This is a genomic window from Pseudovibrio sp. Tun.PSC04-5.I4 (assembly GCF_900104145.1).
In the GTDB taxonomy this organism is placed as follows: Bacteria; Pseudomonadota; Alphaproteobacteria; order Rhizobiales; family Stappiaceae; genus Pseudovibrio.
On sequence record NZ_FNLB01000001.1, the window covers coordinates 95,033 to 114,156 of the forward strand.

Here is a 19,124-nt window from a genome sequence, read left to right on the forward strand (position 1 = left end):
TTCATAGAGTTTTATACTTGGTTGATTTTGATTGGAACGCAATTGGTACAGATGTACTAATGCAACCTAACTCTGCGGCATCGCAGGTAGTCAACTTGAAGGCGAACACGACTTTGACGAAGAAGCTTCCAATGTTAGCCGTAGATTTTCAAACTGATCGTGCTCGATTGTTTTCTAGAGCTCCGACTAAGATTTTTATGGGTCACATCGCATCGGCAAGTACATTAATTTATTTGGCGTGGGATGTACTTGAGCTTCATTGGCTTGTTGCATGGGGCGGCTGGGAGATTCTGGTTACTCCTGTGCTGCTTTATAAGCTTGGAAAGCAGGTTGATGACCTCGTTGCCAATCCAAACGACCTGCAAAAGTGGCAGTTAAGATTATATGGCTTGTTTTTTTCGATTGGACTGAGCTGGGGGACGTTTGTATTTTTTAGCCTGGACACTGAAAATCCGGCTCATTTTTCTATTCAGATGGCAATCGTTGCGGGGGCCTCTGCAGCGGCTTCCCGATCCCTCAGCATCTTCAAATTGTCGTTTTATCTTTACGAAGTTCCGTTTGCGGGATTGCTCGCCACTCGTGTTTTCATGCTCGGAGGTGATTTTATGCTTCTCAGCGTCCTAGTAATTATCTTTATAGTCATGATGTGCGGTCTTGCACACGACACTAGTGAAGAGCTCTCCGAATATTTAGCCACCAAACTAGAAAACCTTGATCTTGCAAAAAGATTTGAAGCCATAGCGCATGAAGCTCATCGCGCAAATGTGTCAAAAACTCAATTTTTAGCGCAGGCAAACCATGATTTGAGACAACCTATTCATGCCATCGGATTGTTGGTCGAATGCCTTCGCGATCAAAAGCTCGATAAAGAAGGGTACGAGATATTAGAAACTATAAACGGTTCAATTGACAATCTCGCTAAGTTGTTCAAAACACTACTGAACATTGCGACCATCGATGCGGGCGGTTTGACGCCAGAATTAACTAGCTTCCCTCTAAATGAAGTATTGGCGCAAACTACTCGGCAGGCTCTGCTAAGTACGAACGGTAATAGATGCAATCTCAAATATGTCAAAACCTCTACATGGGTAAATACCGATAAAGCTCTCTTGGCATCAATCGTTCAAAATTTGGTGTTCAATGCTGTCAAGCATGCGCCTGGGGCGAAGATTTTACTGTGTGCTCGGGTAAGGGGGAATGATGTTGAGATACATATTCTGGATCAAGGGCAAGGCGTTCCCGATGATCAACAGGAGAACATTTTCAGGGAATTTTTCCGTGGTAAATCAGAGAATACAGAGGGGTTCGGGCTTGGATTGTCGATTGTAAAGCGCACAGCGAACCTTTTGGATCTAAACGTGAAATTCTTATCAACTTTCGGTAAGGGCACACATGTCACTGTGGGCGGCATTATGCGTGCTGTCCCTTGTAACCAAAAGGCGAAGATTGAACATGTAGGGTCTGATGGAGCCACAAATGATGTTGCGGTTCTTGTCATAGATGACGATGAGGAGGTGCGTCGGAGTGTTGAAAAACTTCTCGTGAAGTGGGGTTATAAGGCAACCGTGCAGGCACCTTCAACGCAACTCCCCGAAAAGTTTGATGTACTATTAATGGATTTCCAGCTTGGCATTGAACAAGACGGTATCGAATTTGCGAAATCCATATCCAGACAGCACGACAAGTTCATACCAACTGCAATCGTAAGCGGTTTCCTAACCAGCGAAAACGAAGCAAGTGCTCTTGAAGCAGGGTTCTGGATTCTGCAAAAACCTGTCACCCCACTGCAACTGAGGTCAGTACTTCTGGCGTTAGGTGCCAGCCAAAAAGAAAACTGCAAACGGACTGAGGAACCTGGGTGAGCCTAAACCAGACCATGCTGAGCGGCAAGTGCAGAGGCTGCCGATCGTGTATTCACACCTAGTGATCTGAATAGACCTGAAATGTGTGTCCGGACCGTATAGGGGGAGATGTCGAGATCTCGTGCAATCTCCTTGTTGGTTTTACCTTTCCCAATACGTACCAGCACTTCAAATTGCCGATCCGGTAAATAGGCAAGAGGACTTAAGCTTGGTACAGGCGCGCTTTCTGGGGCCTCAAGACAAACAACAGTTTCTCCAGTCATGATCTGACTAATCATTGATGACATATTGTCAGCGGATATAGATTTTGAAAGATAGCCGTTGGCGCCTGCAGACATAATCTTGTCCGCAGTGTTTCTATCGTCAGTCATTGAAACAACAATTATGGCAGTTTTAGGGTATGTAATGCGCAATTGCATTATGCTATGCGCACCGTCAAACCCCGGAAAACTAAGGTCCAGAAGCATTAGTATCGGGCTAGTTCCTGACTGTGCCTCCTGAAGTAACATATGATAATCTGAGACTTCGATAGTCCTTCCCGGAGTCAATTGTTGAACAATTCGGCGTAGGCTTTCGCGAAATAAAGGATGATCGTCGGCAATGATTATTCTATCCATTATATCTACTTCCAAATTCTCAAATAGTATTTGACCTTCGGTTTTATGAAACCGAGCCAAATACTATTATCAAGCAACATTTATTTGCGCAACTTTAACTACGCATATAGAATTTTGTAGTTCGTGTAAACTTGCAGTAGCATGGTCGGGTTGTGTCGCAAAGTTTGGTCGATTTGAAGATTCCTCCTCTTCAGTTTAAAAGAGTTCGGCCCAATTTCACGATCCAAGGTTTCCTGCTTTGAGCAACGTTGGAGAGCACCCAAAAGTGTGGGCCAATCAGGTATTGCCAAATTGTTTGAAGTGAGTTGCAAAGGCCCCATTCAATCAAATCTCAGGTGATCATTTCTGCTGGGCAATCCTTCCAAAGGGCGAAGGCATCAACCCTTGCGTAGCGGTAGGAATGAGAGGAAAGTTTGTAACGGCGAGGACGGAAGATGGCGTTGATTTGATCGTGGGCAGACAAGAGCCGTTGTGTTTGCCGGGGCGATTTGAACCCTCCCATTATGTTCTCCCGCTTTCTCGTCGAACGGTGAGAGTTTTTGATCCTGTTGTTCAATCCCTTGTGAGCCCGGTGATCTGCATCAGGAGCTAGAGTCTGGACGGGTTTGGTATCTTCATTGCAAGCAATTAACCAAAAAATCCAACTTCAAACAACTTCGCAATACCGCCCTTACTCCCCCTTCTCATTACTCAGGTTATTAAGGATTGGGCAGTCGGGGGAGCTATTACTGAATCTGGTGTATGGGGCTTTTAAGATAGCAGCGTATCGGTTTGACTGATTGATGACCAATTCAACATTGCAACCACTTGGAGATACGCCACCATGGCAAAAGATAATGTTCTGGAGCTTGCTCGTCAAAACGGCCTTTTGGGCGATCCGCTTACACAGTTGATAAGAGAAGGGGCAAGGGAGCTGGTGCACCGGGCTGTTACATCAGAACTTCAGTCTTTACTTTCGCTGTATGAAGATGAGGTTGATGAGGCTGGCCGTGCGCGTGTGGTGCGCAATGGTTATCATCCGGAGCGCGAGATCCAGACTGGCATCGGGCCTGTGACTGTGAAAGTGCCCAAAGTGCGGGCGCGCTCAGGTGAGCCAGTCACGTTTCACTCCGCGCTTGTTCCTCCTTATGTTCGTAAGGCCAAAAGCTTAGAAGCAGCTTTGCCCTGGCTTTATCTGAAAGGCGTGTCGAGCGGTGAGATGGAAGACGCTTTGAAAGTTTTGGTGGGACCTGAGGCAACAGGGCTTTCTGCGAACACAGTTTCGAGGTTGAAGAAGGAATGGGCTGGCGAATATGATAGCTGGCGTCAGTTCCGCCTCGACACGGATGAGTGGGTGTATATCTGGGCTGATGGCATTTACAGCGGCTTACGAGCAGAAGACGTGAAGCTGTGCACGCTTGTTGTAATAGGAGTTAACTCACTGGGACGGAAGAAGTTTCTTGCCATTGAAGACGGGGTGCGGGAGAGCACGCAGAGCTGGCGCGAGGTGCTTGTGAAGTTGAAGAGCCGTGGTATGAACACGCCTAAACTGGCAGTCGGCGATGGGGCCATGGGCTTCTGGGCAGCGCTTGATGAGGTATTCAGCCAAACCCGCCATCAGCGCTGCTGGGTGCACAAGACAAACAACATAGTGGGTTACTTGCCCAAGTCCCTACAGGACAAAGCAAGGGCATGCCTCAAGGATATCTGGATGGCGCCGACAAAAGCAAAAGCAGAAGTGGCTTTTGACCTGTTTGTGGAACAGTTTGAGGGCAAGTATCCCAAAGCAGTGGAATGCCTTCTCAAAGACCAGCACGATCTGCTCTCGTTCTACGACTTTCCGCAGATGCACTGGCAGTCAATCCGCACCTCCAACCCGATTGAATCTACATTCGCGACCATCAGGCACCGAACCAAACGCTCAAAGGGATGTCTGAAACGGGACGGCATGCTTCACATGATGTTCAAACTCAGCCAATGCGCGCAAGGCAGCTGGCAAAAATTACGCGGTTTTGCCGATCTTGGCAAAGTCATCACAGGCATCAATTTCAAAGACGGTATCGAACAAGCAGAAGCCGTGCAAAACGCTGCTTAAGAAAATGCTCATACACCAGAATTGACAATACCTCCAGTCGGGGCGGTGGTCGCCGGCGCAGGCGGTTATGAGATGGGTGAGTGTGTCGCGCATGGCGATGAGGTCGGCGATTTTGGCTTCGATCTCCTGCACATGTTGCTGGGCGATCTTTTTGACGTCAGAGCTGCCGCGTTCTTTGTCTTCGTAGAGTGCCAGCAAGGCCCGGCACTCTTCTATGTTAAACCCGAGCGAACGGGCGCGGCCAATGAATGTCAGCTTATGCAGCTCTGTTTCCTCAAAGATCCGGTATCCGTTATCATTCCGCTTGGGATGAAGAAAACCGATATCCTCGTAATAACGGATGGTCTTGGTCGGGATGCCAGAGCGTTCTGCAACTTCACCAATATTCATCGTGGTTTCATCCCTGTTACTGTGCCGTTGTCGCTTTGATCCAGCGTAACCGCAAAGCGTTGGTTAAAACAAACACGCTTGAGAGTGCCATAGCGCCAGCTGCCAGAACAGGAGACAGAAGCGGGCCTCCGAATGGATATAACACACCTGCAGCAACCGGGATCAGTAGTGTGTTGTAACTGAATGCCCAGAAGAGGTTCTGGCGGATGTTGCGCATGGTTTGCTGGCTTATGTGGAAGGCATTGACCACACCGTTTAGGTCTCCAGCCATCAGAACAACATCTGCTGCTTCAATTGCTACATCAGTACCGGTGCCGATGGCGATGCCAACATCTGCTGCTGCAAGTGCAGGCGCGTCATTTATGCCATCGCCAACGAAAGCCAATTTGCCGGAAGCATTCTTCCGCAGATCTTCCAGTGCCCGGACTTTGCCGTCTGGCAGAACCTCTGCCACCACGCTATCGATACCAAGCTCCGCTGCAATGGCGTTTGCTGTCTTCTTGTTATCGCCTGTGATCATGACAACCTTCAAGCCAAGCGCATGAAGTGACTTGATCGCATCTGGTGTCGTTTTCTTGATGGGGTCGGCAACGGCAATCACCCCTGCAATTTCCCCATCAATCGCGACGTAAATCGGGGTTTTTCCGCGGGTTGCAAGCACAGTTGCATCAACAGAAAGCTGTTCTAGTGCAATGCCTTCGCGGTCCATCAGACGGTCAGCACCAACCAGAACATCTTGCCCCTGCACAACTGCACTTATGCCAAATCCTGTCAGGGAGTTAAAGCTCTCTGGTTTTGGAAATGCAATGCCACGCTCTTGGGCGGCCTGCACGATTGCCTTTGCAATGGGGTGTTCGGAGCTTTGTTCAACGGAAGCGACCAATCGCAGAACATCTACCTCCTCGAAATTCTCGCGCAGAATGATGTCTGTCAGTTCCGGATGTCCGGCGGTGAGTGTGCCAGTCTTATCCAAGGCAACCACCTTGGTTTCCTGAAGCATCTGTAGTGCATCGCCCTTACGGAACAGAACGCCGAGTTCGGCGGCGCGGCCTGTGCCGACCATAATGGAGGTTGGCGTCGCCAGCCCCATGGCACATGGGCAAGCGATGATAAGCACAGCAACACCAGCCACCAAAGCAAGACTAAGCGCAGGATCAGGACCAAACAGGAACCACACAGCGACGGTGAGGATCGCAATAGTGATCACAGCTGGCACAAACCACGACGTGATTTTGTCGACCAATCCCTGAATTGGCAGCTTGGCGCCCTGAGCCTGCTCCACCATCTGAATGATTTGAGAAAGAACCGTGTCGTTGCCAACTTTGCTCGCCTGTACACTCAAAGCGCCTGTGCCATTGATCGTTGCACCAACAACTTCATCGCCTGAAGCTTTTTCAACCGGGATTGGCTCACCTGTAATCATGCTCTCATCCACGTAGGAGAAACCTGAGACAACGGCACCGTCCACGGCGATCTTCTCACCCGGGCGCACTTGAATGACATCACCAACAATGATCTCTTCAATTGGGACTTCCACCGTCAGACCATCGCGCTCAACACGCGCGGTTTTAGCCTGCATGCCAATGAGCTTTTGAATTGCCTCTCCGGTCCGCCCTTTAGCGCGGGCCTCCAGAAAGCGGCCCAGCAATATGAGGACGACAATCACAGCGGCGGCCTCATAATAAACGTTAACGGTCCCCGCCGGGAGCAGTTGCGGCGCAAAAGTTGAGACGAGAGAGAATAAGTAAGCAGCTGCCGTTCCCAATGCGACCAGGGAGTTCATGTCTGGCGCGCCTTTCAAGAGCGACGGGAATCCCTTGGTATAAAAATGGCGGCCCGGGCCAAAGAGCACGACGGTCGTCAGGACAAACTGCAAATAATAACTGTTCTGCAAACCAAGAGAGTTCTCAGTCAAAATAAGGACGCCGGGGATGAAGTGGCTTCCCATTTCGATCAGAAAAACGGGAAGTGCCAGCACGGCGGCGAGCAACAGCTTGCTCTTGAGCTGCCGGATTTCATCTGTTTTACGGTGAGTTGTTTTTGCGGGCTCGGTCTTTTCTAATGTGGCAGGATACCCAGCTGCAGTGACCAGCTCAGCAATCGCGGATGGTGTTATTGCGCCCACTACATAGCGCACGGTTGCGCTTTCTGTTGCTAGATTGACATTCGCTTCCAGCACACCATTTCCGGCTCGTAAAGCCTTTTCCGCTCTTCCCACACAAGACGCGCAGTTCAGGTTCCCAACACCAAAGGTGATGCTTTCTGATAGCGCTGGATAGCCAGCCTTCTGAAGCGCATTGGCCACATCCTGCGGCGTGAGGGTTTCATCGTAATTAACCTGCACACTTTCCATCGCAAGATTGACAGAAGCGCTGGCCACGCCGGAAATATTCTTGAGGGCCTTCTCGATACGACCGACGCAAGACGCACAATTCATGCCTTCGACTTGCATTTTCAGTGTTGAACTGTGGGACATAATTTCACCATTTCATTGTCTGTTGAAGGCAACCTAAGGCTTCCAGTTACTGGAAGGTCAAGAGTGAAATCATCAGGTAAATGAAAAGAGTTTGGGCATCAGGTAAGTGACGACCAAACATCACTTATCCTTTGTTTTCTCAAGATTTTCACAGATCTCCTCTTCTCCAGAGACCTTATTTAGGGCAGACAATTGAGCTTTTTTCCAAAGCACATAAATTGCCGGAATGACGAAGAGTGTGAGTAGTGTGGCGGTGATCATGCCGCCAACCATTGGAGCTGCAATCCGCTTCATGATCTCTGAACCTGTTGCACTGCCCAGCATGATGGGTATCAGTCCAGCAAAAATAGCTGCCACGGTCATCACCTTTGGCCGCAGGCGTAACAGAGCCCCCTCGACGACAGCCTCAAGAATATCTTTTACGGTGAGAACCTTATGTTCTTTCCGGGCATACGCCACGCGCTTGTCCCAGGAGAGGTTCAGATACAGCAACATGACGATAGCTGTCTCAACAGCAACACCTGCCAGGGCGATGAAGCCGACCAGCACGGCAACCGACAAGTCAAATCCCAAAGTGTAGATAAACCAGATACCGCCCGTGAGCGCTACTGGCAAAGAGGTCAGAATGATCGCCACTTCTCCCACACGGTTGAACGCAAGGAAGAGCATCAGCGTGATGATCAGCAGTGTTACGGGCGCAACCAGCTGCAAGCGTTCCTGAACCCGCTCGATATACTCATACTGCCCTGACCATGTGACCGAGTAACCAGCCGGGATATTAACTTCAGAAGCAACGAGTTGCTGCGCTTCACTCACATAACCGCCTAGATCTCGTCCCTCGATATCAATAAAAACAAACCCAGTTGGCCGTGCATTCTCTGAGCGGATCATACCTGGGCCATCGACAATGTTGATATCAGAGACGGCTCCAAGCGGAATATGCGCACCGGATGGAGTCACAACGGGGAGTTTTTCAAGCTGATCTGGGCTGCTTCTCCAATCCTGAGGATAGCGCAGATTAATGGGGTAGCGCTCCAAACCTTCGACACTTTCGGCGATATCCATTCCGCCAATCGCGGTTTGCACTACATCCTGAACGTCTTTGATATTCAGCATATAACGAGCCGCCGCATTACGATTGATATCGATTTCGATAAAGCGTGCACCCTTTGGCCGTTCTGCGTAGGAGGATAAAGTCCCCTCGATGTCTTTCACGAGGCCTTCAATCTTTACAGCAATGTCTTGAATGACCTGCAAGTCCGGTCCGGACACCTTAACTCCAACAGGCGTTTTGATGCCAGTCGCAAGCATATCAATGCGGTTCTTGATCGGTTGGATCCAGACGTTCGTAAGGCCGGGAACCTGTACTGACTTGTCTAATTCCTGACGGATTTTTTCAAGCGTCATCCCTTCGCGCCACTGGTCTTGCGGTTTGAGTTGAATGGTGGTCTCAAACATAGTCAAAGGAGCTGGATCTGTTGCCGTTTCAGCACGCCCAAGCTTACCATGAACAGTCTTTACCTCAGGCACTTGCATGATCATACGATCCGTTTGCTGGAGCACCTCCCGTGCCTTACCAATGGAGACACCGGTGTACAGCGAAGGCATATAAAGGAAATCACCTTCCTTCAACTCCGGCATGAACTCAGATCCAATCCGATTCAGCGGCACAAGAATGGACGCGACCAGAACCAGCGCAAAAATGATCGTTGTTTTGGGCCATGCGATAACGGTTGAGAGTGCAGGACGATACAAGGCTATGCATAACCGATTGACCGGGTTCTTGGCCTCAGGATGAATGCGTCCTCGCACGAAGTAACCCATCAACACTGGCACAAGCGTGATGCTGAGAATGGACGCCGCCGCCATGGCATAAGTTTTGGTGAACGCAAGCGGTTTGAACAGACGGCCTTCCTGCGCCTCCAGTACAAACACCGGTAGAAAACTGATAGTGATAATCGCCAGTGAATAAAACAGAGCCGGTCCAACCTCGGAACAGCACTCGGCGACAATCTTCCAACGGTTTTTGTCGGGGTTCGGTTCCTTCTCAAGGCGTCGATGCATGGCCTCGATCATCACAATGGCTGCATCAACCATCGCTCCAATGGCGATGGCAATCCCGCCAAGGGACATGATATTCGCATTCACCCCTTGCATGCGCATCACCAGCAATGCCGTCAAAATGCCAAGAGGGAGGGAAATCAGGATGACCAACGAAGACCTGAGGTGCAGAAGAAACACTGCACACACCAGAACCACAACCAGAAACTCCTCTGAGAGTTTGGTGGTCAGGTTGGTGATGGCGCGCTCAATCACACCAGAGCGATCGTAGGTGGTAACAATCTCCACTCCCTCTGGCAGGTTTGGCTTCAACTCGTCCAACTTGGCGTGCACGCCCTCAAGTGTTCTCAGCGGGTTCTCGCCCCAGCGCATGATGACAACGGCACCAACGGTGTCGCCTTCGCCGTTCAAGTCAGCCACACCACGGCGCATTTGAGGGCCAAGGCGGATATCTGCGACACCGCTCAAAGTGAGAGCTGCGCCGCGCTCATTCACCTTGATCGGGATTTGCTGGAGATCTTCAATGGATTGGATGTACCCGGTTGCACGAACCATGTACTCCGCTTCTGCCATCTCAATCACACTGCCGCTAGTCTCACGGTTTGCGTTTTGGATCGTGCTCATGAGAGCAGGTAATGTCACGCCATAGGCCCGCAGTTTGTTGGGGTCTACGACCACCTGATACTGCTTGACCATGCCGCCGATGGTTGCCACTTCCGATACGCCGCTGACAGTTTGAAGTTCGTACTTCAACCACCAGTCCTGTAAGGAACGCAGCTGTGCCAGATCGTGTTGGCCACTTCGGTCAATCAGGGCGTATTGATAGATCCAGCCCACACCAGTCGCATCTGGTCCCAGTTCAGGCGTAACTCCATCGGGCAGTCGGGCACCAACCTGAGCAAGGTATTCCAACACCCGGCTTCGGGCCCAATAAAGGTCTGTGTTGTCTTTGAAGACCACATAGACATAGGAATCGCCATAAAACGAAAACCCGCGCACGTCGATCACGTCCGGCACCGACAGCATGGCCGTGGCGATAGGATAGGTTACCTGATCCTCAATGACCTGAGGGGCCTGCCCGGCGTAAGGCGTTTTGATAATGACCTGTACATCAGACAAATCCGGAATTGCATCAACCGGTGTTTCTTTCAGCGCCCAGATGCCGCCAAGAGCCAGCATCACAGCAGCCATGAGCACGATCACCCGGTTCTTGATGGATGCACGTATGATGGAGCCAATCATTTTTCGTCGGCCTCCACCGCATCAGCAGGTGGTGACTGTGAAGCCTGATCCTTGGCATCTCGCAGATCGACAAGGCTGAAGCGCTTGTCAGATCCTTTTGTGATGGCAAACTCAATAGGCTTTTCATATTGGAACCTATGGTTCTTCAGGTTTGCACGGACCGCAAACGTCGTTTCCATCGCTGGCCACTGCAATTCCTCAATGGCGTCATGACGAATGGTGACGGAGTTCATCTCAGCATCGAAACTGGTCACTGTGCCATTAATCCAGATGGCGCTGTCTTGCGCAGGAGACATGCGAGCCACACCTGCTGAAAGCGAGCTTTCGCTATCAATAAGAAACTGAGCAGAGGTTACAACTTCCTCCCCCGCTTCCAGGCCCTGTAAGATCTCGGTCCTGCTTCCGCCTCCAAACCGACCCGTCAGGCCCGGCGTCACCACGCGTGGCTGAAACGCGCCATCTTCAGTTTGCAGGATAACCCGATCAGACGAACCTGTTCGGATCAGTGCGCTGGCGGGGATCGTCACTGCGTATCGCGTTTCCGATGGGATAATGGTCGCACGGCCAAACATGTTCGGACGCAATACACCCTCTGAGTTGTCAAACAGCAGACGGACCGGCAGTGTGCGCGTCACCGCATCCAGTTCTGGGTAAATGTAGTCGATGTGGCCCTCAAGCACTTGCCCGGGCAGATGTTCAAAACTTGCGAGCACATCGCTGTTTTTGCTCAGGCGTGCGATATCCTGCTCAAACACATCCACCATCAACCAGACAGAAGACATGTCAGACAGAGTAAGGGCTATGGAATTCGGCTGCAGATACATGCCATCTGCTGCTTCCAACGTGGTCACGACGCCAGATTGAGGGGCGTATACCTTAAAGATCTTAACTGGGGTACTCGCACGGGCCATTTCATCAATCTGCGCGCTATCAATGCCGTAGTTCTGAAGCTGGATCCTGATGTTCTGCTCGACCTGCATATCATTCCGGCGCACTGCCCGGATCAGATCAGCACTCGCCACCGTCACCGCCGGCGCATAAACAGTGAAAAGCAGGTCACCTTTTTCAACGGGATCACCAATCGCACGAATATTGAGCTTCTTGATCCACCCTTCCGTTCGTAAATGAACCTGACTGGAGCGATGCTCGTCATAGCCAACAAACCCAACGCTTTCGATTTTCTCTGAGATAGGTTCAACGCTGGCGGTGGCAGTGCGTACGCCGATGTTGTTAATCACACTTGGAGACAGCACGACAGCATTCCCAGATTGCTCTGCTTCCTGCCCTGCATAAACTGGAACAAGCTCCATCCCCATGGGAGATTTGCCGGGTGCGTCACGCCGGAAACTCGGGTCCATCGGCGCAACCCAGTATAAGATTTCGCTTTCAGCACTGCCTGATCCACCAGAAGTCCAGTCCATCGAACTTCCAACAAAGATCCCTAGCCCAGCCGAAACACTGGCAACCACTGCAAGTCCAGCCACAACCGCATATCCACGACGCATCGATCCTGTCCTGATTTACCAAATACCATTCAGACTTGAGGTTACTTTGCTACCGTTGAGATACTCACCCTCCCAACCGCATCCCTCAAAGCCCTTACAACAGCGCCATTTTTTCTTGATTCTTCTGGCACTGCAAAACTTAGTGTCAACACTCTAATCCTTCCAGGGACTGGAAGGTCAAGGCCATTCCATCTAACCTACTGGATCTCGCGCGATGAGTTTCTTGCACTCACAAAGAATAGAGCTCTTTTGTGCGCGAACTACTCTGCGCCATCTTGAATAGCCCAAGGAGATCCAGACAAAGCTGTTTTCCCGGCAGTTATAGTGAATGGTTGCTATTGAGCTAACGTCGTGAATCTTGTGTCCAAGACTTTCAGGTGATCCTCTGGGGCATCGCCCTCCGAGATAGAGAGCGCAACGCGGTCAAAAAGCGCAGAAAGTTGTACGGCTAGTGCTTCAATCGGAAGGGTTTTGATCTGCTTGGTTTTCATTGCTTCGGCGAGGCCCAAGCGCAAGGCGTTGCTGCATTAACCGGCCTTTGACGTGTATGTAGGCTAAACACTTTTCAGCTAAGCTGCTTTTTCATGCCATTCAAACACAATGCCGATCGTCGCCACCAATTGGTCGGAGTATACTGAAAGCCTGCGTCGGCGTGGAGACATCACAGTCTGGGTTGAAGACAGCGTTGTCGGTGCCTGGCTCGCACCAGTGAGCAACCGCAGCGGGAGACCCGCCAAGTATTTAGATCTTGCCATTGAAACCTGTTTGAGTGCCAAATCCGTGTTTGGTTTAGCTTTGCGGCAGACACAAGGATTTGTTCAGTCAATGTTCGCTTTGATGGGGCTTGATTTGGCTGTTCCTGACTATAGCACCCTGTCACGTAGAGCTGGTGGGTTGTACCCTTCCAAAGTCAAATCTGAAAAGGATACTGGCCCGACAACTCTTGTGATCGATAGCACGGGTATAAAGATGTTTGGGGCTGGTGAGTGGCAGGAAAACAAACACGGAACCAAGAAGAAACGCAGAAAACAGCGCAAACTTCACCTTGGTTTGGACCTGGATACCGGCAAAATTATCTGTTCTGTTCTGAACTGACAGAAGATACCGATGGAGATCCGACTGTGGTGCCGCATTTTCTGGACCAGATAGAGGGATCGGTTGGCACGGCTCTCGGTGATGGAGCTTATGATGGCACTCCGACACGCCAGGAAATAGCTGACCGTTTTGACGGCGTTGAGGTCATCATACCGCCGCCCAAAACAGCAGTCCCCAGCCCAAAGGCTGCGACCGCTCCTACGGCCCGTGACCGAGAAATTCTTCTCATTGAGAAACATGGCAGAATAGGGTGGCAGAAGCAGACGGAGTATGGGCGGCGTTCAAGAGGCGAGACCTTGATGGGGCGCTATAAACAAATCATCGGGACAAGTTTGAAGTCCCGTAAGTTTGCGAACCAGAAGACGGAGGCCAAAATCAATGTCTCTGTCCTCAATCGGATGACAGACCTTGAACGGCCGACGTTCGAGCGCGTCATTGCGACCTGAGTTAAGCGGGTAAGGCCGAGCTGTAAGCTGAACTTTCTTTCTGCAACAAGGCCTGGGGGGATTACCCTGGGACCGATTTTTCGTCTTGAGCAAAGGCTCTCACGTTGCCGCAAGAGCCTTCTTTTTGTTACACGAGCATTTCGTTGTTTGCTCCGAGGTCCAGACCAATGATCAACGGATCATGATCTGACGCAGCATACTGATCGTCTGTGTAGTAACCAGCGTCTGTAAAGCCGCTGTTGTAGCTGAGCAGATCTGGCTCATCCGCGTTGATGTGCCATTCCGCAAGGCCGGTTACCTGACCCGCAAGACCGTCTGTTGCAAGAGCGTGATCCAGAGACCCACGCTGACCATCAAACACGAAGCTGTAAGCTTCATCACCAAGGTACTGAGAGAGAAGATCTGTCAGACCACCACCATTTTTGAATTCCTGAACAGAGTCACCTTTTGCATAGGTGTTCAGGTCACCAATGATGAGGAAGTCTGGGTCAAGATCTGCGCCGGCGTAGTCTGTTTTGAGCCATGTGTGCAGTTCTTGTGCCGCATCTTCACGTGCCTGAGCCCAGAAGCCCTGTCCATCACCCTGATCGTAGTTAGGGTCAGCTTTCAGTGCGTCCAGATCTGCCTGTACCTGAGCAACATCTGCTGCCGGAATGGTACCTGCGTCCAGCTTCGCCTGAATGTCTTCCACCAGATCACTCAAGCCGCTTGGGCCTTTGGATTTAAAGTGGTTGACTGCAAGAGTGAACTTCTCGCCATTTACATCTTCAAACGTAGTTGCCACTGTTGGGCGGTTACGCTGGAAGTCACCTACATAATCACGATTCGCATACTCGTGCAGACGGTCTGCAATCGTGTAGGTCTCATCAGAGCTACTTTCCTGATAGGTGTAGGTTTCTGTCTCAACAACAGTCAACTTGCCAGGGCGGTAGATCATGCCAGTGGTGATAGAGTCAGATCCAATCGGAGCCCCATCGGTTGGGTTTACGAAGGTGTAGAGTTCATCCGTGCGGCCTTGCTCTGTCAGTTCTTCGTTAAGAGCATCCACTAGGGCCTGAATGGCTGAAGCATCATCAAAGCCGTTGTTTTCCAGCTCTTGAAGACCGAACACATCCGCATCGATTTCCAGCATTGCATTGACGATCTTGTCCGTCTGGCGCGCAAGATCTGCTTCTGTGCTGGCACCACGTTCACCCAGAGTGGTGAAGTAGTTGAGCACGTTGAAGCTGGAGACTTTCAGCTCACCACCAACATCTGCTGGCTGTTCCGGACGAGCCCCAGAGTTGGTGCTTTCGTCAATGGAAATCTGACCATCAACAATCAAAGTATGCCCATCAAAGCCTTCTGCCAGGATACCTTCAATTGGAGCATCAATTTCTGCACCAAGACGCAAAGTTGCACCAGCTGAGAAGTCGTCACCGCTGTCCAGATAACCATTACCGTTATCGCCATTTTCAGCGGAAACAGGAACGTATTTGAACTCGTCAGGGTTTTGAGTGGTCGAACCATCATCGATAAGGATGCGGTTGTTCTGGTTCATTTCCTGATGTTCGATGATCTGGTCCAGCTCGTCCTGCGGATCATACAGGTGCGCTGCCTGATACTGGGTGCCAGCGGAAACTGTAATCTGACCGTAGCGGTCAAAGTTGAAGTTTTCGATGACAGTCAGAGCCTCTTCAGTACCGGAAGCAACGCTGACGCGCATTCCTTCGAGGCTTTCCAGGTTTTGCTGACTTGTTGGTGAGAGTTCCACCTGAGCGTGTTCAGGCAGTTCGTTGCCAGATGACAGAACAGTCAGATCACCGATGTTGGTCAACTGGGTCTGGCTTGCAAATTCAGCGACTGTTCCACCAAACTCAACAGCATCACCGGCTGTCACAGTTGGCGCAAAACCGGTGTAGACGAAGATGCCTTCAGAAGTTGCTGCATTGCCATCAGAGTCAGAGACTTGTTCCTGCAGATAGAAGCCGTTGTCTGCAACACGTGTTACCAGCGCGCTGACATAAACAAACTCACCAACCATACTGGATGCATCACCTTCACCTTGAATGGTAGAGATAAGTGTTGCTTCCGTATCATCGTTTTGAACCGTGCTGGTGGCGTTGCCAGTTGTGATCCGACCACCAGTTGGGTTGCTCAGCGTAACAGTCAACGCTTCGCTTGGCTCGGTGGTTACATCACCAGTGATGTCGACTGTGATGGTCTTTGTGGACTGACCGGCGTCAAACTGAACGCTGCCAGATGGCAAAGTACCGCCAAAGTCTGCTGCATCAACATCGCCGCCAACAGCAAAGTCAACAGATCCTGCCTCGGAAAGATCACCATCACGGGTAACGGTGAATTCAAAGGTTGCAGTTCCGCTATCGCCTTCTGCCTGCGCATCGGTTTCCGCTACAATGGCATAGGTTGTTGTGGTTCCACCACCACCGGTGGTGTCACCTTCCAGTTGCAAATTTTGAAGAACGAACGCTTCGTTGCTGCCGTTTGCGGACCCTTCAACAACGATGGTCAGCTCAGAACCGGTGCCTTCCAGATCTGCAATAAGGCTTTGCAGTTCGTTGTTGAGCACAAGGCCGGAGTTGGTTTCAACCATCGGATCATCCAGATCGACAGTCTTGCCGCTGGCAAGGGTGTAAGTCTGGGACCCGTCATTGTCAGAGGTGAAGGCGAACAGTGTTTGTTCTTCACCACCGTCAATGGAGTAACGGATAGAGACTGTATCGTCAGACTCAAAGTCACCCATTGCCCCCGCATCCAATGACAGGCTGATGTTGCTGTAATCGGAAATATCAAAACGCCAGGTCGCAATAAGTGGATCTGTGTTGTCGTTGTTGACTGTATCCGTCAAACCGAAGAACTCATCGGTGTTGGCGGAGCTGTCAATCACGCCAATGGCGTCATTCGGGAAGCTGTTGGTGTCGTCCAGCAGAGAAAATGGTGCTGTGCCAACTGCGTACTTACCAAAGCCGTCAGCCGGGCTGCTGAAATCTGGAGCAGAGTTAGTAAACTCAAGCAGGCGCTCATTCTGAGATCCGACCATATCAAACGCGAAGGTTTCGCGCACAACAGCAGGAGTACCCAGAATCTTGAGGTTCTGCATTGCGAATGCTTCAGAGCTTCCGTCTGACTTACCTTCAAGTGTGATGGTGAGTTCAGAACCAGAGCCTTCCAGATCAGAAATCAGGGTTTGCAATGCATTGGAAAGCACCACACCAGATTCTGTGTCTGTCAGCGGGTCATCAAGTTCAACTGTTTTGCCGCTCGCAAGGGTGTATGTCTGAGTGTCGTCATCATCGCTGGTGAAGGAGTACAGAACCTGCTCTTCGCCACCATCAATGGAGTAACGGATCGCAAATGTGTCGGTGCTCTCAAAATCACCCATAGCCCCAAGATCAAGGGAAAGACCCAAATCTTTGTAGCCAGTAATATTGAATGTCCAGGATGCAGACAGCAGACCAGTGTTATCCGCATTGATGCTGTCAGTCACACCGAAGAATTCACCTGTATTGGTGGTTTCGTCGATGATGCCCAGAGCGTCATTCTCAAAACTACCCGCGGTTGAATCAACCAGAGAAAACGGAGCATTACTCGCGGATGTTTTACCGAAAGCATCAGCCGGGCTGGCAAAATCTGGAGCTGTGTTGGTGAAGCTGACGAGACCCTGATTCTGAGAATCGACCATATCAAAAGCGATAACGTCGCGCTGATCTTCATTCACGTCAGAAACGTTTACAGAAACACTCTGTGTGTCAGTGCCACCATCCCCATCGGTTACAGTAACCTCCACCTGATAAACGTTATCACCGTCAGCATCAGCGGGGGTTTCAAAGTCAGGAGCTGTGTTGAAGCTCAGTTGGCCAGTTTCGCTGTCGATCTCAAAGAGGTCGGCATCAGTTCCGGAAACTGAGTAAGACAGGTCTGCATTATCAACGTCAGTTGCTTCTGCATCTGCAACTTCCGTGGTGTTTTCAGCTACAGTCACTTCAGATGCCAGAGACAGCACAGGTGCCTGATTAGACCCGGTGACAGTTACTGTCACAGTCACATCCTGCGTGCTGCCGTTGCCGTCTGTTACAGTGTAGGTGAAGGTGTCTTCAGCTGTTTCGCCTTCGCGAAGGCTATCGAACACAGCACCTGGATTGTAAGAGATACTGCCGTTCTCGATGGAGACGGTTGCGCCGGAGGCGCTGGTCGCAGAAACGCCAGTGATCACAAGTGTATCACCGTCGTAATCCTTGTCATTTTCCAGCAATGTTACTGCATCAATGACCAAGCCATCGTCACTGGATGCCACAGCATCTTCGCCAGCTAGCACTTCATTGTTGCGACCATCCAGATAGTAGGTGTAGTCGTCAGCAGCAAAGTGCACCGCTTCTACGTTAGACAGCGTGTCCTTCTCAGAGCCATCATTTGCGATGACTTTCGTGTACGTATTCCAGAAGCCACTGCGTGTTTTGAAGGTGTAATCTTCAATAGAGCCGCTGTAGAGCGCTGTATCGAAACCACGACCACCGTTGATGGAGTCACTCCCGGTACCACCGGCTATGACATCGTCACCAGCGCCTGCGTTAATGCGATCATTGCCAGCTCCGGCATCAATCACATCATTACCTGCACTTGCGCGGATGTAATCACTCGCTCCTCCGGTCGTGATTACATCGTTGCCGTAACTACTCCAAACCCAATCACGGCCTTCAGTGCCGGAGATTATGTCATCCCACCACGTGCCGAAGATTACATTGACCGAATAGAAGTTAAATCGAGGAAAGAAATTGAACATGTATCAACCCCGTTACAGTTCATATTATGCAAGATCCCCAGTTCCCCTCCCAATTCATGCGAGGAGCCGATGCGAACCCACTATTGCTATCTGCCCGAATGTATTTCTGCAGAATGCATTATTAGTTTTCTTGATGCTGCACCTTACGTAAAGGAGTCCATGATCACTTTTTTACGTTTTGCATATTTAATTGAAAAATATTTTAGGATATGAAATATTTTTCTACTCAGCGTTGCATCATCGGGGTTTATTGTTCAAGACTGTGCGTAACTAGGGGTATTTTTGTACCAAAAAAACGGGTGCACCACGCATGATTCATCGATGAACCTGCGAATCCATAGGTCTAATTAAAATATAATTATCAAGATTGCATTTTTCTGAGGCAGGTACTTTCTCAACGAAAGGTAGATTGAGCTACCTCCTGGTCAGGTGATCTCACGTTAACATTGGCACCAGTCTGCGTGTGGCGTTGTTGCATTACTCTCAATGTCGACCGTCGCCACAAGTTCGACAAAGCCCAATACAAGGTGACGAACTGGTCTGAGTATAATGATAGCCTGCACCGGTGCGGTAACA

The 19,124-nt window shown here is 50.5% G+C and carries 8 protein-coding genes and 2 pseudogenes; 3 read left to right on the forward strand and 7 right to left on the reverse strand.

Annotated features, from left to right (window positions below):
* Positions 1-17: 17 nt before the first annotated feature.
* The gene (locus BLS62_RS00485; RefSeq protein WP_143521461.1) at positions 18-1,862 is read left to right on the forward strand and encodes an ATP-binding response regulator; all 1,845 of its coding nucleotides are present in this window, start codon (positions 18-20) and stop codon (positions 1,860-1,862) included.
* Positions 1,863-1,864: 2 nt separating this feature from the next.
* Here BLS62_RS00485 and BLS62_RS00490 read toward each other — a convergent pair whose 3' ends face one another.
* Together BLS62_RS00490 and BLS62_RS00500 are read right to left on the reverse strand one after the other, a co-directional pair.
* Positions 1,865-2,479 (reverse strand): response regulator, encoded by a 615-nt coding sequence (locus tag BLS62_RS00490; RefSeq protein WP_093175081.1) that lies wholly within the window; start codon positions 2,477-2,479, stop codon positions 1,865-1,867.
* Between the two features lie 331 nt (positions 2,480-2,810).
* Positions 2,811-3,086, reverse strand: a pseudogene (locus BLS62_RS00500) (DDE-type integrase/transposase/recombinase); the annotation flags it as partial.
* 216 nt (positions 3,087-3,302) lie between these two features.
* Between BLS62_RS00500 and BLS62_RS00505 the strand changes: the two are divergent.
* Positions 3,303-4,553, forward strand: coding sequence for an IS256 family transposase (locus BLS62_RS00505; RefSeq protein WP_093175092.1), 1,251 nt, complete (start codon positions 3,303-3,305; stop codon positions 4,551-4,553).
* On the opposite strand, the gene BLS62_RS00510 is transcribed toward BLS62_RS00505, so the two are convergent.
* From BLS62_RS00510 to BLS62_RS00525, 4 genes are all read right to left on the reverse strand, one after another.
* A complete protein-coding gene (locus BLS62_RS00510) occupies positions 4,461-4,943 on the reverse strand; it encodes a Cu(I)-responsive transcriptional regulator (RefSeq protein WP_208990621.1) in 483 nt (160 codons plus the stop codon). The genes BLS62_RS00505 and BLS62_RS00510 overlap by 93 nt on opposite strands.
* A 16-nt stretch (positions 4,944-4,959) precedes the next feature.
* Positions 4,960-7,419 carry a heavy metal translocating P-type ATPase gene (locus tag BLS62_RS00515; RefSeq protein ID WP_208990622.1) on the reverse strand — a complete coding sequence of 820 codons (2,460 nt, stop codon included), beginning with the start codon at positions 7,417-7,419 and terminating at the stop codon, positions 4,960-4,962.
* 120 nt (positions 7,420-7,539) lie between these two features.
* Positions 7,540-10,722: an efflux RND transporter permease subunit gene (locus BLS62_RS00520; protein ID WP_093175096.1), complete on the reverse strand. Its 3,183-nt coding sequence runs from the start codon at positions 10,720-10,722 to the stop codon at positions 7,540-7,542.
* Positions 10,719-12,227, reverse strand: a complete 1,509-nt coding sequence (locus tag BLS62_RS00525) for an efflux RND transporter periplasmic adaptor subunit (RefSeq protein WP_093175100.1) — start codon at positions 12,225-12,227, stop codon at positions 10,719-10,721. The genes BLS62_RS00520 and BLS62_RS00525 overlap by 4 nt, the downstream gene beginning before the upstream one ends.
* A 584-nt stretch (positions 12,228-12,811) precedes the next feature.
* Here BLS62_RS00525 and BLS62_RS00535 point away from each other — a divergent pair.
* Positions 12,812-13,768, forward strand: a pseudogene (locus BLS62_RS00535) (IS5 family transposase).
* Positions 13,769-13,895: 127 nt separating this feature from the next.
* On the opposite strand, the gene BLS62_RS00540 reads toward BLS62_RS00535, so the two are convergent.
* The gene (locus BLS62_RS00540; protein ID WP_093175109.1) at positions 13,896-18,548 is read right to left on the reverse strand and encodes an ExeM/NucH family extracellular endonuclease; all 4,653 of its coding nucleotides are present in this window, start codon (positions 18,546-18,548) and stop codon (positions 13,896-13,898) included.
* Between the last annotated feature and the right edge of the window lie 576 nt (positions 18,549-19,124).